General features: G+C 72.5%; 18 protein-coding genes. 6 read left to right on the top strand and 12 right to left on the bottom strand.

All coding sequences use genetic code 11. The annotated features are described in order from the left end of the window. Positions 1-31: 31 nt before the first annotated feature. The gene (locus tag ACQP2F_RS19395) at positions 32-1,063 is read left to right on the top strand and encodes a Gfo/Idh/MocA family oxidoreductase (RefSeq protein ID WP_433305923.1); all 1,032 of its coding nucleotides are present in this window, start codon (positions 32-34) and stop codon (positions 1,061-1,063) included. Further along, positions 1,060-1,854, top strand: a complete 795-nt coding sequence (locus ACQP2F_RS19390; RefSeq protein ID WP_433305921.1) for a TIM barrel protein — start codon at positions 1,060-1,062, stop codon at positions 1,852-1,854. Before ACQP2F_RS19395 ends, ACQP2F_RS19390 begins: the two co-directional genes overlap by 4 nt. On the opposite strand, the gene ACQP2F_RS19385 is transcribed toward ACQP2F_RS19390, so the two are convergent. The 3 genes from ACQP2F_RS19385 to ACQP2F_RS19375 all read right to left on the bottom strand — a co-directional run bounded on the left by ACQP2F_RS19385 (position 1,820) and on the right by ACQP2F_RS19375 (position 3,273). Beyond that, on the bottom strand, positions 1,820-2,161 hold the full coding sequence (locus ACQP2F_RS19385; RefSeq protein ID WP_433307559.1) for an ankyrin repeat domain-containing protein: 342 nt from the start codon (positions 2,159-2,161) through the stop codon (positions 1,820-1,822). The two genes, ACQP2F_RS19390 and ACQP2F_RS19385, sit on opposite strands and share 35 nt — an antisense overlap. 63 nt (positions 2,162-2,224) lie before the next feature. Then, entirely contained in the window at positions 2,225-2,974 is a 750-nt protein-coding gene (locus tag ACQP2F_RS19380) for a hypothetical protein (protein ID WP_433305920.1), read from the bottom strand. Beyond that, positions 2,971-3,273: a PadR family transcriptional regulator gene (locus tag ACQP2F_RS19375; RefSeq protein WP_433305919.1), complete on the bottom strand. Its 303-nt coding sequence runs from the start codon at positions 3,271-3,273 to the stop codon at positions 2,971-2,973. Before ACQP2F_RS19375 ends, ACQP2F_RS19380 begins: the two co-directional genes overlap by 4 nt. A gap of 54 nt (positions 3,274-3,327) precedes the next feature. On the opposite strand from ACQP2F_RS19375, the gene ACQP2F_RS19370 reads away from it, so the two are divergent. Then, positions 3,328-4,038, top strand: coding sequence for a VOC family protein (locus tag ACQP2F_RS19370; protein ID WP_433305917.1), 711 nt, complete (start codon positions 3,328-3,330; stop codon positions 4,036-4,038). 540 nt (positions 4,039-4,578) lie between these two features. Here ACQP2F_RS19370 and ACQP2F_RS19365 read toward each other — a convergent pair. Beyond that, complete coding sequence (locus tag ACQP2F_RS19365) at positions 4,579-5,322, bottom strand: hypothetical protein (protein WP_433305915.1); 744 nt, start codon at positions 5,320-5,322, stop codon at positions 4,579-4,581. Further along, positions 5,295-5,666 (bottom strand): hypothetical protein, encoded by a 372-nt coding sequence (locus ACQP2F_RS19360; protein WP_433305914.1) that lies wholly within the window; start codon positions 5,664-5,666, stop codon positions 5,295-5,297. The genes ACQP2F_RS19365 and ACQP2F_RS19360 overlap by 28 nt, the downstream gene beginning before the upstream one ends. Positions 5,667-5,790: 124 nt before the next feature. Here ACQP2F_RS19360 and ACQP2F_RS19355 point away from each other — a divergent pair, with 124 nt between their 5' ends. Continuing rightward, positions 5,791-6,738, top strand: coding sequence for an RNA polymerase subunit sigma-70 (locus ACQP2F_RS19355; RefSeq protein ID WP_433305913.1), 948 nt, complete (start codon positions 5,791-5,793; stop codon positions 6,736-6,738). Positions 6,739-6,760: 22 nt separating this feature from the next. Next, on the top strand, positions 6,761-7,411 hold the full coding sequence (locus tag ACQP2F_RS19350; protein WP_433305911.1) for an SDR family oxidoreductase: 651 nt from the start codon (positions 6,761-6,763) through the stop codon (positions 7,409-7,411). Here ACQP2F_RS19350 and ACQP2F_RS19345 read toward each other — a convergent pair. Next, the gene (locus tag ACQP2F_RS19345; protein ID WP_433305910.1) at positions 7,408-7,839 is read right to left on the bottom strand and encodes a nitroreductase family deazaflavin-dependent oxidoreductase; all 432 of its coding nucleotides are present in this window, start codon (positions 7,837-7,839) and stop codon (positions 7,408-7,410) included. The genes ACQP2F_RS19350 and ACQP2F_RS19345 overlap by 4 nt on opposite strands. Before the next feature lie 91 nt (positions 7,840-7,930). Here ACQP2F_RS19345 and ACQP2F_RS19340 point away from each other — a divergent pair, with 91 nt between their 5' ends. Continuing rightward, entirely contained in the window at positions 7,931-10,231 is a 2,301-nt protein-coding gene (locus ACQP2F_RS19340; protein WP_433305908.1) for a putative bifunctional diguanylate cyclase/phosphodiesterase, read from the top strand. A 60-nt stretch (positions 10,232-10,291) separates the two neighbouring features. Here ACQP2F_RS19340 and ACQP2F_RS19335 read toward each other — a convergent pair whose 3' ends face one another. From ACQP2F_RS19335 to ACQP2F_RS19310, 6 genes are all read right to left on the bottom strand, one after another. Next, complete coding sequence (locus ACQP2F_RS19335) at positions 10,292-12,127, bottom strand: arabinofuranosidase catalytic domain-containing protein (protein WP_433305906.1); 1,836 nt, start codon at positions 12,125-12,127, stop codon at positions 10,292-10,294. 1,128 nt (positions 12,128-13,255) lie between these two features. Then, entirely contained in the window at positions 13,256-14,077 is an 822-nt protein-coding gene (locus ACQP2F_RS19330) for a phosphotransferase family protein (protein ID WP_433305904.1), read from the bottom strand. 12 nt (positions 14,078-14,089) lie between these two features. Beyond that, positions 14,090-15,082, bottom strand: coding sequence for a glycoside hydrolase family 43 protein (locus tag ACQP2F_RS19325; RefSeq protein WP_433305902.1), 993 nt, complete (start codon positions 15,080-15,082; stop codon positions 14,090-14,092). Then, positions 15,079-17,196: a family 43 glycosylhydrolase gene (locus tag ACQP2F_RS19320; RefSeq protein ID WP_433305900.1), complete on the bottom strand. Its 2,118-nt coding sequence runs from the start codon at positions 17,194-17,196 to the stop codon at positions 15,079-15,081. The genes ACQP2F_RS19325 and ACQP2F_RS19320 overlap by 4 nt, the downstream gene beginning before the upstream one ends. Before the next feature lie 4 nt (positions 17,197-17,200). After that, a complete protein-coding gene (locus ACQP2F_RS19315) occupies positions 17,201-18,025 on the bottom strand; it encodes a carbohydrate ABC transporter permease (RefSeq protein WP_433305899.1) in 825 nt (274 codons plus the stop codon). Next, on the bottom strand, positions 18,022-18,960 hold the full coding sequence (locus tag ACQP2F_RS19310) for a carbohydrate ABC transporter permease (protein ID WP_433305897.1): 939 nt from the start codon (positions 18,958-18,960) through the stop codon (positions 18,022-18,024). Before ACQP2F_RS19310 ends, ACQP2F_RS19315 begins: the two co-directional genes overlap by 4 nt. Positions 18,961-18,962 lie beyond the last annotated feature (2 nt).

Here is an 18,962-nt window from a genome sequence, read left to right as displayed (position 1 = left end):
GCGGCGCCCGGCCTGCCGCAGCCTCATCGTTATGGAACGTTCCAGTACGGGAATCGCACTGATCGGCTCGGGCCGGATGGGCTCGTTCCACGGCGAGACCGTGAGCCGCCGCCTGCCCGGCGCCCACCTGGCCGCCGTGGCCGACCCCGCGCCCGGAGCCGCCGCCGCGCTGGCCGGTTCGCTCGGGGCCGACCGGGCCTACACCGACACCGCCGACGTCTGGGCCGACCCGGCCGTGGCGGCGGTCGTCATCGCCGCGCCGGCCCGCTTCCACGCCGACCTCGTGGTGGCGGCGGCCCGGTCCGGAAAGGCGGTCTTCTGCGAGAAGCCGATGGCCCTGACCCTCGCCGACGCCGACCGGGCCGTCGACGCCGCCCGCGCGGCCGGGGTGCCGCTGCAGATCGGCTTCAACCGCCGCTTCGCCCCCGATTGGGCCGCCGCCCGAGCCCTGTTCGCGAACGACCGGATCGGCACGCCGCGGCTGATCCGGTCGCTCACGCGCGACCCGGGCGGCTTCGACCCCGCGCGCGTGCCGCCGGACACCATCTTCCGGGAGACGCTGATCCATGACTTCGACACGCTGCGGTTCCTCAATCCGGGCGCGGCGGCCGTCGAGGTCTATGCGGTGGCCGACGCGCTGGTCGAGCCGGGCTGGCGTGATCGCGGGCTGCTCGACACGGCCGTCGTGACGGTTCGGTTCGACAACGGGGCCATCGGGGTCGCGGAGGCTTGCTTCGAGGCTTCCTACGGTTACGACGTGCGCGGGGAGGTGCTCGGCTCGCGCGGGATGGCGACCATGGGCGACGGCCGCCGGACCGGGATGACCTACTCGGGCGCCGGCGGACGGCTGATCGAGACCGCCCGTGGGGACCAGGAGCTGTTCGCCGGCGCCTACACCGCCGAGCTCGCCGCCTTCGTGGAGAGCGTGCGCGCCGGCCGGCCATCCGACCCGGAATCCCACCGGACGGCCGCGAGCGGGGAGGACGCGCGGGCGGCGCTTGCCATTGCGCTGGCCGCGGCCGAGTCCGTGCGCGCCGGGCGGCCGGTGGCGGTGGGCAAGTGAGGCTCGCGGTCTGCGCCGAGATGGTGTTTCTCGATCTGCCGTTCACCGAGCGGGTGCGGCGCATCGACGGCCTCGGCTTCGAGGTGGAGATCTGGAACTGGGCGGACAAGGACCTCGACGAGCTGGCCGCGACGGGCGCCACGTTCTCGTCGATGACGGGCTATCTCACGGGCACGCTCGCCGACCCGGACGGCGCCGCGGAGATGGTGCGGACCGCGGCGCTCTCGCTGCAGGCCGCGGAGCGACTCGGCTGCCCACGGCTCAACATCCATGGCACCGGCTTGGGCGAGGGCGGGCTTCCGCGCGTACGGGCATGGGAAACGACGCCGGAGATGTGGCTGACCGCCGCCCGGACCCTCGCCCGGCTCGCATCTCTCGGCGAGCGCGCGGGACGGGTCTTCACGCTCGAGAACCTCAACACGGCGGTCGACCACCCGGGGGTGCCGTTCGCGCGCGCCGCCGACACGATGGCGCTGGTCGCCGCGGTGGGCAGCCCGCACCTGCGGCTCAATCTGGATCTCTATCACGCCCAGATCGGCGAGGGAAACCTGATCGAGCTGGTCGAACGGGCCTTTCCGCTGATCGGCGAGATCCAGGTGGCGGACGTGCCGGGCCGCCGGGAGCCGGGAACCGGCGAGATCCACTACCCGGCGGTCGCGGACGCGCTGCGGCGGCTCGGCTACGACGGCGTGGTCGGGCTCGAGGCGTGGGCTTCGGGCGAGCCGGAGGTGGCGCTCGCCCGGTTCCGGGACGCGTTCAGCCGAGCAGGGCAGCCATCTCCGGCAGCTTGAAGAACTCGGCGGTCGCGCGGGCGGACGGGTTTCCCGCGTCCGGGTCGGCGCCGGCCGCCAGCAGCGACCGCACCGTCTCGGCGTTCTGCCGGAAGACCGCCGCGGCCAGCGCCGACTGGCCGCGGTCGTTGACGCGGCCGGGGTCGGCGCCGTGGGCCAGCAGCGCGGCCACCGTGGACGGATGGTTGTGGTACGCCGCCAGGATCAGCAGGGTGTCGCCCTTGTCGTTGGTGAGGTTCGGCGGCAGGCCGGCCTCGATGTTCGCCGTCAGCTCGCCGGTGCCGCCCGTGCGCGCCAGGTCGAACATGCGGTGCGCGTACGCGATCGTCTCCTCGTCCAGATCTGCCACCACGGAAGCCTAACCGCGCGGTCAGATCCTCGCCCGGCGGTAGGTCAGCGTGCCGGCGAACGCCAGCAGCGCGGCCGGCAGACCGAGCCGCAGCGCCGCCATCAGCAGCAGCCCCCGGGCGTCGCCGGCCTCGGTCACCTGGCCGGTCGCCACGATCACCCCGGCCAGCAGCGCCAGCCCGGTCGCGAGCAGGATGCGCTCGTCGATCACCGTCCACAGCAGCACGGCCGCGATCAGCGCGAGCCAGACGCCCTCCGGCAGGGTGTAGTCGGCGGCCCAGGCCAGCGCGAGCAGGATCGGCAGCGGGTTGCGCACCGGCAGCGACCGGCCCGGGATCAGCAGCAGGGCGGTGGCCAGGGCGTACCCGGCGATCGCCGGCATGCTGATCTGGTCGGCCGCGCTCAGCACGAGCGCGGAGGCGGCCAGGCCGAGCGCCCACACGCGTCCGCCGAAGGCGACGGCCACGACGGCGAGACCGGCGCAGACCCACGTGGCGATCGTGCGGTTCGTGGCGAGCTGCTGGCTGTAGTACAGGTCGAGCACGGGCGCCAGCGCGGCCGCCACCAGGAGCATCAGGGCGGCGGCGCGGGCCGCGTAGAGCCAGCGCAGCCGGGCCGGGTGGTCGCCGCCGGTGCGGGCACGCAGGGCGCCGGCGAGCAGGGACGGCGCCTCGCGGTACCACGCCCGGCCGCCCTCCTCGAGCACGCCCAGCATCTCGTCGCGGGGGTGGCCGTCCGGATAAAGGCGCAGCATCAACGCGTACGGGCTCATGCCGTCCTCACCCGCAGCACCACCTTGGCCGCCTCCGCCATCCGGACCGCCTCCGCCTGCAGGGCGGACCGCCCGTCCGGAGTCAGCGCGTAATGCCGCCGCGCCCGGCCGTTCACCACCTCGTCGCGCACCACCTCGACCAGCCCCTGCCGGACGAGCCGCTCGAGCGCCTGGTACAGCGTGCCGGTCGCGAGCGTGACACGCTGCTGGGACAGCTCCGCCACCCGGGTGATGACGGCGTAGCCGTGGCGGGGCTCGTCCTGGAGCGCGGCCAGGATGAAGTACGTCGGCTCCCTCATGGGGCCACTATATGTCCATCACTTACATATGTAACTACCGGAGGAGACGGTTCGATGATCGGCACGTTGCGGGCGGTGGTGCTGGACGCGCCCGACCACAAGGGGCTGGCCGCGTTCTATGCGGCGCTCGGCGGGTGGCGCGAGGGACGCGCCGAGGACGACTTCATCGCGATGGACGCGGGCGACGGGTGGCGCATCGCGTTCCAGCTCAGCCCGGAGCACGTGGCGCCGCGGTGGCCCGATCCGGCGCATCCGCAGCAGGCGCACCTCGACCTGCGGGTGCCCGACCTCGCGGCCGGGACGGCCCGGGCGGTCGAGCTCGGCGCGCGGCTGCTGCGGGAGAACGAGCGGTGGCACACGCTCGCCGACCCGGCCGGCCACCCGTTCGACCTGTGCCTCTACCCGGAGCGGCCGGAGCCCTCGGTGATGGGCGTGATGCTGGACTGCCCCGACGCGGCGGCGCTGAGCGGGTTCTATGCGGACCTGCTCGGCAAGCCGGTCACGTACGCGGGCGAGGGTGTCGCGATGATCGGCGAGGACGGCGCGCAGCCGGTGCTGTTCCAGCAGATCGCCGACTACCGGGCGCCGCGCTGGCCGGACCCGGCGTATCCGCAGCAGTTCCATCTCGACGTAACCGTGGAGGACGTCGACGCGGCGGAGGCGGAGGTGCTGAAGCGGGGCGCGACATCGCTGGGCGCGAGCGGGGACAACTGGCGGGTGTACGCCGACCCGGCCGGCAAGCCGTTCTGCCTGTGCTGGAACTGACCTGACAAATCGAGGACGTGCGGCTCGCGCCGCCCGGCGGCCGTGGCACAACCTGGAGGTGGAGTCGACGCTGGCGGTGAGAAGTGGTCACGAAGCCGGCGGCGGCATGGGGTGTCGTGCTGCTGTCGCTGCTGGTCGCCTCCGGCTGTGGCCGGGCGGTGGCCTGAAGCTCTCGACCCTCCCCTCCGAGCAAGGCGGCGGCGGCCACGAAGATCCGGCCACCGTCGTCAGGGGAACTGTGGCCTGGCGTTTCAAGCCACTCATGACCCTTCCTCGTCAGGCGTACATCGAGTGCCCGACCTGCGCATTCGAAACCCGGGCGTTCGAACTGCGGCGCCACGACAGAGCCCCGATGCGCGTCGAGATTCGCCTCGCCGGCCGAGGCTTCGTTCTGGCGGACGGTCGAACCATCCTGCCCGTCCCGTCGAATGCCTTCTTCTGCAAAGACCTCGAATGCGATTTCTACATCGGCTTCAAGCCGCCCAGGCCCGGTCATTACGCCGGAACCTTGACCGTGGATGGCGGGGACATACATGCCCGCTATGAGGTCCTCGGCTTCGCTCCGAAGGCGTCCGCTTTCCCGCAAGGCGCGCCGACCGGCCACCCCTCATCGGAGCCGTCGTCCGCCCGGTCGTCGAGCAGTCCCGGGCCTTCGCCGTCACGGACGCCGGTGAGTCCGTCGACGTCCGCAACGCCATCGGAGACGCCGACGGGCTGGCTGGTCGAGAAGTAGGGCGCGAAGACCAATCTCGTACCGTCTTCCGGCAGCACGATCGCGAACGCATTGGATTTCGACCAGTCGAAAGGTATCAACAGCAGCCGCTTGTTGGCGTGCACCAGAAGCTTGAAACCCGAGTATCGGTAACGGTACGGCGCGTACGCCGGGCCCAGGTCATCCTCGATGACATCGTGCGGGTCGACGTTTATCCGGCTGGTGCTGTAGACGATCACGTCCGGCTTCCTGGCGAACCGCTGGTCCACCAGAGTCTGCGCGGCCCCCGCTCCCAGGTCCTGCGCGTACAGAGCGGCGCTCCAGAACAGGCAGAGCGCGGCCAGGACGAGCAGGATCCACGAGATCATGCGCGTCCAGCGTGCGGGGATCTCCACCCGGCGCTTGCGGCGGCGGCGGAAGGAAAGACCGGAGAAGAGCGCATAGGCGAACAGACCCAGCCCGAACGCGAGCCCCAACGGGCCCGACGGCCGTGCCGGGGAGTCCTGCCACCGGGGATTCGCCAACACCACCGGCCCGGTGACCATCAGAAGAAGGGCGAGTGCCGCGGCCACGCGGATCGTGACGCGCTTGCGGCGTCGTAATCGGAGGTGGACAGTCCGAGGTCATCGGCATCCACGCCGAGGGTCAGGTAGAGGTTGTGGGTGCGCACCCACCCGATGTAGACCGCCAGCGAGACGACCAACGTTCCCGGCGCCACCAAGGGCGCGACAGTTTCCACGCCGGCCTTGACGGCTCCCCACGAGGAGTCGCTACGAGCGGGCGGTGCCGGTGCGACCGGAGGTTCGGGTTCGGCACTCGAGACCGGGCTTTCCGCTCGCCGGGGCACCGCCGCGCGGACGGCCAGCCCGGCCCCCACGATTCCGGCGACCAGGAGGAGCGTCTTCTTCAGCGTCATGGCGGTCCGATCGCCGGCGACGAGATGTGCTCTCCTGGACCGTACCGCCACGGCTGCCTGCCGGACGCCGGCGGCCGGTGAGTTTCGGCGCCGGCGCGGGTCCATACGGGCGGGAGGTGCCGGCATGACGGAGTTCACGGAGGCGGCCGGGCCGCTGCGGCGGGAGATTCTGGCGCACTGCTATCGGATGCTCGGCTCGGCCGCCGACGCCGAGGACGCGACGCAGGAAGCGTACCTGCGGGCCTGGCGCGGCTACGAAGGGTTCGAGGGCCGGGCGTCGGTCCGGACCTGGCTGCACCAGATCGCCACCAACGTGTGCCTTCGGGCGATCGAGCAGCGGGGGCGGCGGGTGCTGCCGGCGGATCTGGGGAGCGCCGAGGCGGACTGGCTCCCGCGGGCCCGGCCGGCGCCGGCGGGGACGCGCTGGGTGGGTCCGCTTCCGGTCGATCCGGCCGACGAGGTGGGCACGCGCGACCAGGTGCGGCTGGCGTTCGTGGCCGCGCTCCAGCATCTGCCGGCCCGGCAGCGGGCGGCCCTGCTGTTGCGCGACGTCGCCGATCTGCCGGCCGGCGAGGTGGCCGCGGCGCTCGGCACGACGACGGTCGCGGTCAACAGCGCGCTGCTGCGGGCCCGCGAGCGCATCGCCCGCGCGGCTCCCGACCCGGACGGTCTCGGCCAACCCGGCAACCCCGAGATCAAGAGCCAATTGCGCCGGTACGTCGAAGCCTTCGCCGCCGCCGATGTCGGCGCGCTGGCCGAGGTCCTCCGCGAGGACGTCACGCTGGAGATGCCGCCGCACGCAAGCTGGTTCGCCGGGCGCGACGCGGTGATCGGCTTCCTCGGCACGCACGTGCTGCGCGACCCCGGCCGGTTCACGATCCGTCCCGTGACACCGGCCGCCAACGGGCAGCCGACCTACGCCATGTACGCCGATGGCGAGGCGCACGCCCTGCAGGTCCTCGAGGCCGGCCCGGGCGGCGTCGGCCGGATCGACATCTTCCTGATGCCCGAGCTCTTTCCTCTCTTCGGCCGGCCGGTGACTCTGCCGCCCGGCCCGGATCTACCCGGCTGACCGACAACGCTGGGAGGAACCCATGACAGACACATCCGTGGTGGTCGTCGGCGGCAGCCGGGGCCTCGGCCGCGGGGTGGCCGACGCCGCCCGGGCGACCGGCGCCCGGGTCACGGTCGTCGCCCGGGCCGGCGCCGACGAGCCGGGCGATGCCACCGACGAGAGCTTCGCCGGCGAGGTGCTGGCCAAACACCGTCCCGATCTGCTGGTCGTGACGGCCGGCGCCGTTCCGGTGATGCGGCCGCTGACCGCGCAGACGTGGGAGACGTTCTCGGTGAACTGGCACGCCGACGTCCGGATCGCGTTCACCTGGCTGCGGGCGGCGCTGCGCCTGCCGCTCGCCCCCGGCTCGCGCGTGGTGATCTTCGGCAGCGGCGCCGAGCGGCGGGGATCACCGCTGAGCGGCGGATACGCGGGCGCGAAGGCCACCGTACGGCTGATGACCGGCTATGCGGCGGCGGAGGCGCGCGACCTCGGCATCGCGATGACGGCCGTGCTGCCGGGGATCACCCCGGGCACCGGCGTGGGCGACACGGCCGTCACCGCGTACGGGATCAGGCCCGCACCCGCACCCACCCCGGCCTCGATGGGCGCCGCGATCGTGGGTCTGCCCACCGAAGGGCTGGAGCCGGCCTATGTGCTCGACGCCGCGGGGCTGCGGCCCCTTTCCTAGATCTGGTCCTCGAGGCGTTCGAGGACGACGACCGGGATGTCGCGGGACGTCTTCTTCTGGTACTCGTCGTAGTCGGACCAGGCCTCGACCATCGTGGCCCACATCGCCGGCTTCTCCTCGGGGGTGGCGACGTGGGCGATGGCGTCGAAGCGGTCACCCCTGATCTGCACCTGGACGCGCGGGTCGGCGGCGAGGTTCACGAACCAGGCCGGTGGCGTGTCCGAGCCGCCCTTCGACGCCACGACCAGGTACTTTCCCTGGAACTCGCGGAAGATCAGGGCGTGCGCGCGCTCCTCGCCGGACTTGTTGCCGGTGGTGAACAGGATCAGGATGGTGGTCCCGTTACGCCAGAGGTAGCCGTCCTCGCCGTCCGTCTCCAGGTAGCGGGCGACGTGCGGGGCGCCGTGCAGGTCGATCGCAGAAGTCATGAACCGACCCTAAGCCGGATCCGGGGGGACCGCCTGCCGGAAAGTCCGACCGACCACTCAGACGATCACACCGTCGGCCGATCTGATCGCCGTGGTAGATGCACCCGCGCCGACGGACGAGGCCGTCGTGGTTCCCCGGTGGCGACTCACGCGGACCCTCGCCGCCGGCGGCGGTGTGCTCGTGCTCGCCGCGATCTGGTTCACCGTCGGGCTGATCCACTACACGCCGCCGGTCATCGGCTGGCTCCCGCTGTTCGTCGCCGTGCCGGTGGCGGGCGTGACCTCCTGGCGGGCGGCCCGCGACGGGCGGGCCTTCTGGCGCTACATGGCGGTCGGCATCATGCTGATCGGCCTCGGCGCCGCCGGCAACGCCCACGACTACTTCAGCGGCGAGCAGGAGGGGCAGCACATCAGCAGCCTCACCGCCGCGGTGTACACCTCCGGCCTCGTGGTGATGCTGCTGGGCCTGCTGCGCATCCCGGGCGCCCGCCGCACGCGGGTCGAGTGGACCCGCTTCGGCCTCGACATCGCGACCGTCATCATCACCGTGCTGACCTTCACCTGGCACTTCGGCTACTCCCGGTGGGAGAGCTGGCTGGGCGACAGCGCCTCCTCGTCGGCGGCCGTGCTGGTCGTGGTCGGCGCCGGGTTCATCTGCGTGTTCGCGTTCGTCAAGGTCGCCTTCACCGGCACCGGCCCGATCGACCGGCGCGCCCTGCACCTGCTCGCGCTGACCGGCGCGGTCGGCGCCGGCGGTGGCGCGCTCGCCCCGCTGCTGGCGTCCCGGCCGTACCTCAACGAGGGTCACGTGCTGCTGCCGGCCACCTGCTTCCTGCTCGGCCTGGCCGCCGACCGGCAGATGCGCGCCAGCCGGGCCGGGCGCCCGGTCCCCCGCCCGGTGCCGCGGCGGCTGAGCTTCATGCCGTACGCCGCGGTGGTCGCGACCGCCGGTCTGCTGCTGTACGGCGCGGCCGTGCGCTCCCCCGACATCCTGACCATCGCCGTCGGCTCGATCGCCGTCACCGTCGTGGTGGCCTGCCGCCAGCTGGTCGCCATGCGGGACAACGCGCGGCTGCTCGACGACCTCGACGCCCGGCAGCGGGAGCTCGCCTACCGGGCGACCCACGACGCGCTCACCGGCCTGCCCAACCGCACGGTGCTGACCCGCGCGATCACCGCGGCGCTGGCCGACGACCCGGCCACGGTCGGCGTCGCGCTCATCGACCTCGACGACTTCAAGGCGATCAACGACGACCTCGGCCACGCGGTCGGCGACGAGCTGCTCACCGGCGTGGCCACGAAGATCGCCGACCGGCTGCCGGCCGGCAGCGTGGTGGCCCGCCTCGGCGGCGACGAGTACGCCCTGCTGCTGCGCCACGACGGCGCCGCCGTCATCGCCGCGATCGCCGCCGACCTGCGGCTGCCGGTGCACGCCGGCGGCCACGAGCTGGTCGTCGAGGCCAGCATCGGCCTGGCCCGCGCCCGGCCGGGCGACACCGCCGACGAGCTGATCCGCCGCGCCGACGTCGCCATGTACGAGGCGAAGGGCCAGGGCAAGGGCCGCCTGGTCGAGTACGCGGCGGCGATGGACCAGCGCAGCGCCGAGCAGTCCCGGCTCGCCGCCGACCTCGGCATCGCGCTCGAGACCGGCGGCCTGCACCTGCTCTACCAGCCGATCGTGGCGATGCCGGACGGCGGCCTCTTCGGGGTGGAGGCGCTGGTGCGCTGGACCCACCCCGAGCGCGGCCCGATCGGCCCGAACGCGTTCATCCCGGCCGCCGAGCGCACCGGGCTGATCGTCCCGCTGGGCGCCTGGATCCTCGAGGAGGCCTGCCGGCAGGCGGTCGCGTGGCGGCACGAGCTCGGCGACGCCGCTCCGCGCACGGTCAGCGTCAACGTGTCGGCCCGCCAGCTGCGCGAGGCCGGGTTCGCGGGCGAGGTGGCCGCGGTCCTGGCCCGTACCGGCCTGCCCGCGCACGTGCTGACGGTCGAGGTCACCGAGACGGCGGTCTTCGACGGCGGCACCGCGCTGGACGAGCTGCGGGCGATCGCCGCCCTCGGCGTCAAGATCGCGCTGGACGACTTCGGCACCGGGCACTCGTCGCTCGGCCTGCTGCGCACCTGCCCGGCCGACGTCCTGAAGGTCGACAAGTCGTTCGTCGACGACGTCACCTCCTCCGGCGAGGAGAGCGTCGTGGTGGCCGCGCTGATCGGCATCTGCCAGGGCATGGGCCTGCGGGCGGTGGCCGAGGGGGTGGAGACGGCGGAGCAGGCCGCGGAGCTCTACCGGCTCGGTTACCGGTACGCGCAGGGCTACCACTATGCGCGGCCGCTGCCGGCCGCGGAGATCGCCGTGTACGGTCAGGCCGCCACCGCGCGGGCGGCGGCCTGACCCCTGTCGCTCGTCGGCTGGTCAGCTCGGCTGGTCAGCTCGGCTGGTCAGCTCGGCTGGTCAGCTCAGCGCGAACTTCTGCGCCGCGCTGCCGTTGCAGTCCCAGATCTGCAGGCGGGTGCCGTTGCCGGTCGCCCCGTTCGGCGCGTCCAGGCAGCGGCCCGACTGCGGGTTCCGCAGCGAGCCGTCGGCCTGCTGCTGGAAGACCTGACCGCCGACGCCGTTGCAGTCCCACAGCTCGACCTGGGTGCCGTTGGCGGTGCCGTTGCCGTTGATGTCCAGGCAGCGGCCGAGCGTCCGCAGCGACCCGTTGCTGTTGTGGAACCAGTGCTGGTCGATCGCGTACGACTGGCAGTCCCAGAGCTGGACCGCCGCGCCGTTGCCGCCGGTGTCGTCGGCCGCGACGTCGACGCACTTGCCGCCGGGGCCGACCGTGGCGCCGCCGGCGTTGACCGCGAACTTCTGCGCGGCCGCGCCGTTGCAGTCCCAGATCTGCAGCCGTACGCCGTTGGCCGTGCTGCCGTTCGGCGAGTCCAGGCAGCGGCCGGACTGCGGGTTGCGCAGCGAGCCGTCGGCCTGCTGCACCCACTTCTGGCCGCCGACGCCGTTGCAGTCCCACAGCTCGAGCTGGGCGCCGCCGGCGGTGCCGTTGCCGACGATGTCGAGGCAGCGGTTGAGCGTCCGCACCGTGTTGTCGGCGAAGTGGGTCCAGTGCTGGTCCTCGGCCCAGGCCTGGCAGTCCCACAGCTGCACCGCGGCGCCGTTCGCGCCGGTGTCGTCGGCCGCCACGTCCATGCACTTGCCGCCCGGCCCGGTGACCGTGCCCTGCGGGCCGTTGGGCACGTCGGTCCGCCCCGAGTAGCCGGCCGCGACCACGTTGGCCTGCACCGCGTTCTCGGCGGCGTCGGTCGGGTAGCCGTAGGTCATGGCGCCTTCGAACCAGGTGCCCCGGTTGCGGTTGCTGTTGTCGCCACCAATCGCCAGGATGATGCCGCCCTCCTGGTGCATCGGCTTGTAACCCGGCTTGTCGGTCGGCAGCGACCCGTTGTACCACGTGGTCAGGCCGCCCGACTGCGAGTTGCCACCCTTCAACGCGTACGTCGTCTGGCCGTTGTTCTTGAGGACGGCGGTCACGAAGGGTGAGTTGTTGCCGGGGTTGGGATTGGAGCCGTTGCCGCCCTGGAACATGCCGTTCTCGAGGTCGGCCTCGATCCACGGACCGGAGCCCTGACACGGCGCGAAGTAGCAGGTGGTGGCGATGCTGACGGCGTCCATGTGCCCGTTGCCGGTGTCGTACGGGGTGGACTCCGCGTTGCCGTAGTCGAAGCAGCAGTCCGAGTTGACGTGCGTGCCGCTGGCGACCATGTAGACGCCCTCGGGCTGGCCGTTGACCGCGACGCCCGAGGCCACGCCGGTGTAGCGGTAGCCGACGCCGGGGGTGCCCCAGATGCCGTACACCTTGTGGCCGCCGGCGGTCACCGCGATCACGCTCGCGCCCGCGCCGCGGTCGCCGCTGCCGGCGCCGCCGTCCGGAGCCACCGACAGGTCGTTGTGTCGGCTGGTCTGGTCCCAGATCTTGGTGATCCGGCAGGTGGTGCCGTTGCAGAACGCGTCGTGGTCGGCCGCGTTGGCGTAGCCGCCGGCGGCGAGCGTGCCGACGTCGTGGGTGGCGCCGTCGGACGCGCGGGTCACCTGGTAGAGGCGGCCACTGTAGGCGCCGAACAGCGCCCGGGTGGTGCTGTGCGCGGCCACGCAGGCCGTGCCGTTGGAGGCGTAGATGTCACAGGGGCCGGTGCCGGCCGCCTGCGCGGACCCGGGGATGGCCACGAGCAGCCCGGCGACGAGGGTCAGCGCGGCGCCGAGGCGGGGAAGAAGGGACGGTCGATGTCTGCGCATGCTGCGCTCCTGGGGAGTGGACGGTGCTGTCTGCGGCCGGCCTCGCAGACATTCACGGTTGTCGACACCTGAGCGAAAAGTTACGCCGCGTGTGAAATTGATGTCAACATGCGATTCTTCGTGTTCGATTTTGTTTGCACTTTCGGGCATGGGGTGGGGGCGGGGTGCCGGTCATTGAGCAGGCCGCCAGGGGCTCCCGGGCGAGCGGGAGACGTTCCCCACCCCGGTTACTGGGTGGGGACATAGTGGAGGCCGCCTACGACAACTTCGGGCCGTCATCCACAGCGGCGACTCGCCGTCGCCGACTCGTACGCGTTACCCGCGCGCCGTTGCCACCGCGCGCCAGTTGCCCGCGCCCGTCGCCCGTCCCGCGCCCGTCGCCAGCGCCGCCCCTCCCGCGCCCGCCGCCCGCGCCGCTCTTCCCGCGCCCGCCGCCCGCGCCGCCCGTCCCGCGCCCGCGCCGTCCCTCGCGCCTGCCTTCGCCCGCGCCGCCCGTCCCGCGCCCGCCGCCCGCACCGCCCGTCCCGCGCCCGCGCCGTCCCTCGCGCCTGCCTTCGCCCGCGCCGCCCGTCCCGCGCCCGCGCCGTCCCTCGCGCCTGCCTTCGCCCGCGCCGCTCTTCCCACGCCCGCCGCCTGCGTCGCCCGTCCCGCGCCCGCGCCGCCCTCGCGCCCGCGCCGCCCCTCGCGCCCGCCGTTGTCCGCGCCGTCCCTCCGGCGCCGTTGCGCGCACACCCGCCGGTGGACCTTGATGACCCGCTGCCCTCCCACGGCAGCAAGTCATCACCCTGCCCGGCATCTGGCGCCGTGACGCCCGCGACCGCTCAATCTTGATGACGTCGAGCACCCGCCGCACGCCACATCATCAGGGCAGCAGATTGGCTCAGCGAATGAGCGAGAGGACGAGGGAGGCGAGCGGGCGACAAGCGAGCAGGCGAAGGGGCGAGCAGGCGAAGGGGCGAGCGGCCGAGCGGCTGATCCACCCGGGGCGCGTATTGGTGAGCAGAGCAAAGGACGCCGACAGAGCAGCTCATCTCCCGACGGTCGCCGATAGCAACCGGGGGCCGACGGCCGACCGGCACCGAGCCCTGAGCGCCCAAACGGCTTCGGCCACGCGGAGGCCGGCAGGCGTCAAGAGAGCCGCAGGTCCGGACGGCCGTTCGCCGGCTCGCCCCGCCACAGGGCGTCGTGCAACGCGGTGCGGATGTGCCACGCCCGCACGCGCGCGAGGTCGACGCGACGCCCGGTCAGGCTCTCGTAGTGGCGCACGACCTCGGCGAACACCGCGGTGCCCGGCAACGCCCGCAATTCGTACTCGGGCTCGGCCAGCGCGACCGTCTCGAAGTCGACGACGAGCCGCAGCCGGCCGCCGGACCAGACCTGGTTGTCGCCGTGCAGGTCGGCGTGGACCAGCACCGGCGGGCGGGGCGGCGCGAGCGTCTCGTCGATCCAGTCGCACAGGGCCGAGACCCCGTCGAGGCGCGAGCGCAGCACCCGGGTCGGGACCGGGTGCTGCGAACCGTCCGCGGCCTCCGGCAGCGGGCCGGTGACGGCCTCGACCCGGGCCCGGGTGCCGGGGTGGTGCAGCGCGGCGAGGAACGAGGCCAGCTGGCGACCGGCCGTGCCGGGCGGGGCGGCCGCGTACAGCGACTCCCCCGCGACCCGGCGGGTGATCAGCAGCGCGGGGTCGGGGGCGGCGGCGACCAGCGACGGGATGCACCGATCGCCGGCCAGGGCGGTCAGGACGGCGATCTCGTGGGCCAGGCGCCGGGCCGCGGGTGGCGACCAGGCGAACTTCGCCACGTACGCGCCGCCGACGATCGCGGTCGACGAGGCCCACATCGGATCGTCGTCGCCGGTCGGCGGGCGCATCTCGACCGGGAGGCCGGCCAGGGACGGCGCGACGACGCCGATCGCCTCGGCGAGGGACGCCGGCGAGCCGTCCGGGAGCATGCCGCTATGAGATCACGGCATCGGCTGCGGGCCGGCGGTCGGGCCGTGGACGACCGGCTTGCCGTCGACCCAGTCGACGCGGTCTAGCCACATCTGGCGGCCGGGGGCGACGCTGCCGATCGCGTCCGGCGGCCACGCGTGATAGAGTAGCCAGGTCGTGCCGTCGGCGGTGGTCACCGGGTAGCAGTGGCCGGGGCCGGCCGCGTCCGGCGACGAGCGCAGGATCGGGTTCTCCGGGGCGTCCTGGCACGGGCCCATCGGGGAGTCGCAGGTGGCGTAGCCGACCGCGTAGCCGTCGGAGTCGAAGGCGCCGCCCGAGTAGAACAGGCAGAGCTTCCCGTCGTGGCGGATCATCTCGGGGGCCTCGATCACGGCGCCCTGCCACGGCTTGTCGTTGGTCAGCAGGCGTACGCGACCGCCGGTCAGCGACAGACCGTCCGGCGCCAGCCGCTGGGCGTAGAGGTGGGACGGCACGCCGATGTGGTTGCCGTCGTTCTTCCAGTGCAGGTAGAGCGTGCCGTCGGTGTCGCGGAACGGGCTCGCGTCGATCGAGCCGCCCTCGTCGTCCTGGCAGATCAGCGGCGCCGGGTGCGGGTCGACGAACGGGCCCTTCGGCGAGTCGGCGACGGCCGCGCCGATGCACTGGCGGTCGGCCTTGTTCCAGCGGGCGGTGTAGTAGAGCACGTACTTGCCGGCGTCGGTGCGGATCACCTCGGGCGCCCACGTGTTGCCGTACGAGGCCCACGAGCCGACCTGCGGCAGCACGTCACCCTGCTCGGTCCACTGCACGAGGTCGGTGGAGGTGAGCAGCGGGACGTTGTCGACGGCGTTGTTGGTGCCGTAGGCGTACCAGGTGCCGTCGACGTCGAGGACGCCCGGGTCGGGAAAGTTCTTTTCGTAGACCGGGTTGGTGAAGGTCACAGGCGCGGCTCCCTTTTCCTGAGGGGCGTCGCTGCAGGCGGCGAGCAGGATCGCCGCCAGCAGCGACACGAGCGTACGCCTCACGGCGTATAAATCCGGAAATAGTCGAACTGAGCGACCGTCGGCGGCGTCGCGCCGCCATGCGAATCCAGACCGATCCGCGGCTGAGCACCGGCCGGGAAGGTCCAGACTCCGCCCACGGTCCAGGTGTGCCCATCGGTGGACGTCGAGGAACGGAACTGGTGCTCACCACCGGGACCGAGCCGGTGCACGAGCCGGAGCCAGGTCGTGACCCCGGGCGTGCCGACGGTGATGCCGCCGTAGGCCAGCGCTCCCGCGTAGGGCAGCTCCCGCCCGTACTCGATCTGCCGGGTGTTCCAGATCGACACCACGTCGAGCCGCGCGAAATCGTCGTCGCCGGCGTAGGCGATGAGCCCCGCCTGCTGATAGTTGCGCACCTCGTCGACGCCGAGGTCGAGCGTCAGCTTGGTCTCGGCCGTCCAGTTGCCCGCGGGCGCGTCCCGCAGCAGGACCGAGGCGTTGTTGCTGGTTCCGGTCAGATCGGCGTTCTCCACCGGCCAGTTGAGCGAGCCGCCGGCGACGGTGACCGCCGGGTCGGGCCGCACCCAGGTCCAGCCGGCGCCGAGCGTGCCGCCGTCAAAGGAATCCGACCACGCCACCCGCCCGACGGCCGGTGCCGGGACGAGATGCGTGACCGGCTTGAACAGCCGCTCAACGCTGAACTCGTCGACGTCCCCGCGGCCGGTGAAGCCCGCGACCGGGACGCCGGCCACCGGAACGGTGAGCGCGAGCGACACGATCGGCCCGCTCTGCCGCGCCTCTCCCAGCTCGGCCACGAGATGACGGCCGCGCACCGAGACGGCCAGGCTGTGCCATGCGCCCCAGTCCACCCCGGCCGGCAGCGGCGCCGAAACCCGGGCCTTCGGAGAGACAGCGACCAGCTGACCGGCCGCACGGTCGACGGAGACCCGGGCGGTCCCGGCGATCAGCCCGGCCGCGGACCCGGCCGGCACCCGCAGGTCCGCCTCGACCCGCAGATCCCCGGCCGGCGCCGGCCGGAGCACGGTTCCGTGCCCGGTGGCGTGGCCGCCCTCGACCCGCCACGACCCCGGCAGCCACCGGACCGGGCCGTCGAACGTCTCGGCCCCGGTGCCGGCCGGCGCCGGCTGCGGCGTGTCGGACGGCCCGGCGCCGGCCCGCACGACCGGCCAGCCGTCGACCCAGTCGAGGCGGTCGAGCAGCATCGGCCGCCGGTTGATGCCGTACGGCGCGTCCAGGTACGGCTGGTGGCGGTCGATCGCGTGGTAGACGAGGTAGTCCTGCCCGGACCAGTCGGTGACCATGCCGTTGTGACCGGTGCCGATCCAGCGGTTGCCGTTCTGGGTGACGACCGGGGTGCCGCCGACCTTCGAGGCCAACAGCGAGATCCCGTGGGCGTCGACGAACGGACCGAGCGGCGACGCCGACCGCCCGACCGAGACCGCGTACCCGGTCGCGGGCCCCGCGCAGCAGTTGGCCGACGACGCGAACAGGTAGTAGTAGTCGCCGTGGCGGACGACGTAGGCGCCCTCGTACTTGTTGTCGATCGCGACCATCGTCGGCGCGCCGGTCGCGCTGAGCCCGTCGGCGGCCAGCGGCACCACCGAGATGCCACCGTAGTAGCTGCCGAAGTAGAGGTAGCGCGAGCCGTCGGCCGCGGTGAGCTCGGCCGGGTCGATGGTGCTCAGGTAGCCGCCCCCGCCGCCGGGCCGCGGCGCGACCACCGGCGCGGCCTGCTGGGTCCACGGGCCGGCGGGCGCCGGTGCGGTGGCCACGCCGATGGCGAAGTCGGAGCCGTCGGGCGAGACCGTGGTGTCGGTGACCGCGTAGTACATGACGTAGCGGCCGTCCAGGAAACGCACGTCCGGCGCCCAGTAGGAGGCGCCGGGCGCGACATAGGGCGCCGCCGGGCCGGTGAGCGCGTCCCCGACGTACGTCCAGTTCACCAGGTCGGTGGAGCGGGAGATCGGGATGCGGTGCGCCGTGCCCTCCCCCGACCGCAGGGGGTCGCTGGTGGCATAGGCGTACCAGTAGCCGTCCTGCCCGCGGATCACGATCGGGTCGGCGTAGGTGTCCGCGAACGACTGCGACACCGGATTGACCAGCATGCTGACGAGCAGGAGCAGGGCACGGAACACAGGTTCACCCCTTCAGGCCGCTGTGCGTGACGCTCTGGATGACGTGGCGCTGGGCGGCGATGAACAGGATCAGCACCGGCACGCTGGCCACCACCGCTCCCGCCATCGCGATCGGATAGTTGGTGGTGGCGGCGTTCTGCAGGTTGCCGAGGCCGGCGGGCAGCGTCAGACGGTCGGCGCTGAACAGCACGTACAGGGGCCAGAGGAAGTCGTTCCAGTTGGTCAGGAACGACAGCACGGTGAGCGTGGCCAGCGCCGGGCGGGCCAGCGGCAGCACGATCCGGGTGAAGATCTGCCACTGGTTGGCGCCCTCGATCAGCGCCGCCTCCTCGAGCTCGGCCGGCAGCGACACGAAGAACTGGCGCAGGAAGAACACGCCGAACGCGCCGCCGGCCGAGGGGACGATGAGCGCCCACAGCGAGTCCAGCCAGCCCAGTTGGCTGACGATCAGGTAATTGGGCACGAGGAACAGGAACGGCGGCACGAACAGCGTGCCGACCACGGTGGCGAACATCAGCTTGCGGCCGCGGAACTTCAGGCGGGCCAGGGCGTACGCCGCCATGGCGTCCACCGCCACGATCAGCAACGCGTTGGCGGTCGCCGCGATCAGGCTGTTGACGAACCAGCGCAGCACCGGCGTGGCCGAGTTGGTGGTCAGCACCGTCGAGTACGCGTCGGTGCTGAACGGGTTCGGCAGCCAGGACAGCGGCAGCGCGGTGGCGTCGTTGTTGGTCTTGAACGACGTGCTGAGCATCCACAGCAGCGGCGCCACGAAGATGACGGTGAGGACGGCCAGGGTGATCCAGAACGGGATCCGGCGGAGTGTCACGAGACCTCCCGGCGCTGGGTCAGGCGCATGTTGAGGACGCTGATCGCGAGCAGGACCAGCGCGAGGATGTAGCTCATCGCCGCGGCCATGCCCTGGCGGTTGTTGGCCAGGCCGGTCTCGGCGATGTACATGATCGCGGTACGGGTCTCGTTGGCCGGCGCGCCCTTGGTCAGCAGGAACGACTGGCCGAACATGTTGGCCGAGGCCAGGATCGTCACGGTGGTCACGAACGCCATGACCGGCCGCAGCCCGGGCAGCGTGACGTTGCGGAACTCCTGCCAGCGCGAGGCGCCGTCGACCTTGGCCGCCTCGTACAGCTCGGCCGGGATCTCCTGGAGGCCGGCCAGGTAGATGACGGCGTTGAAGCCGAGCGTCCACCAGACGGTCATGCCGATCAGCGAGATCCACGCCCACGGCAGGTCGGTGGTCCACGGGATCGCGTGGCCCAGGTAGTAGTTGACCAGGCCGATGTTGGGGTCGAGCACGAACCGGAACAGGATGCCGACCACGGCGACGCCCAGCACGTACGGCGCGAAGAAGACGGCGCGGAAGAACGACCGGCCGCGGAAGGCGCGGTTGAGCAGCAGCGCCACGCCGAGCGGGCAGACGATCAGGAAGGGCACGCTGAAGACCGTGAAGATGCCGGTGGCCTCCATGCTCTTCCAGTAGTCGCCGCTGTCCCGGCTGCCCGGGGTGAACAGGTCGATGTAGTTCTGCAGTCCGACCCAGGGCTTGCCGGGCAGCAGGTAGTTGTAGTCGTGGAGGCTGACCCAGAACCCGTAGATCGCCGGGATCAGCACGAAGCCCACGAACAACACCAGGAAGGGCAACAGGAACAGGTACGGCGTGAGCCGCCCGTGCCGCGGGATCCCGCCCTTGCCAGGGCGCTCTCCCGCGGCCGGCTCGACGCCGAGTGCGGGGGCCTCGACCGCCATGA

This window comes from Actinoplanes sp. CA-030573, assembly GCF_050951115.1.
Taxonomy (GTDB): domain Bacteria; phylum Actinomycetota; class Actinomycetes; order Mycobacteriales; family Micromonosporaceae; genus Actinoplanes.
This window is presented reverse-complemented; position numbering and strand designations above follow the sequence as displayed.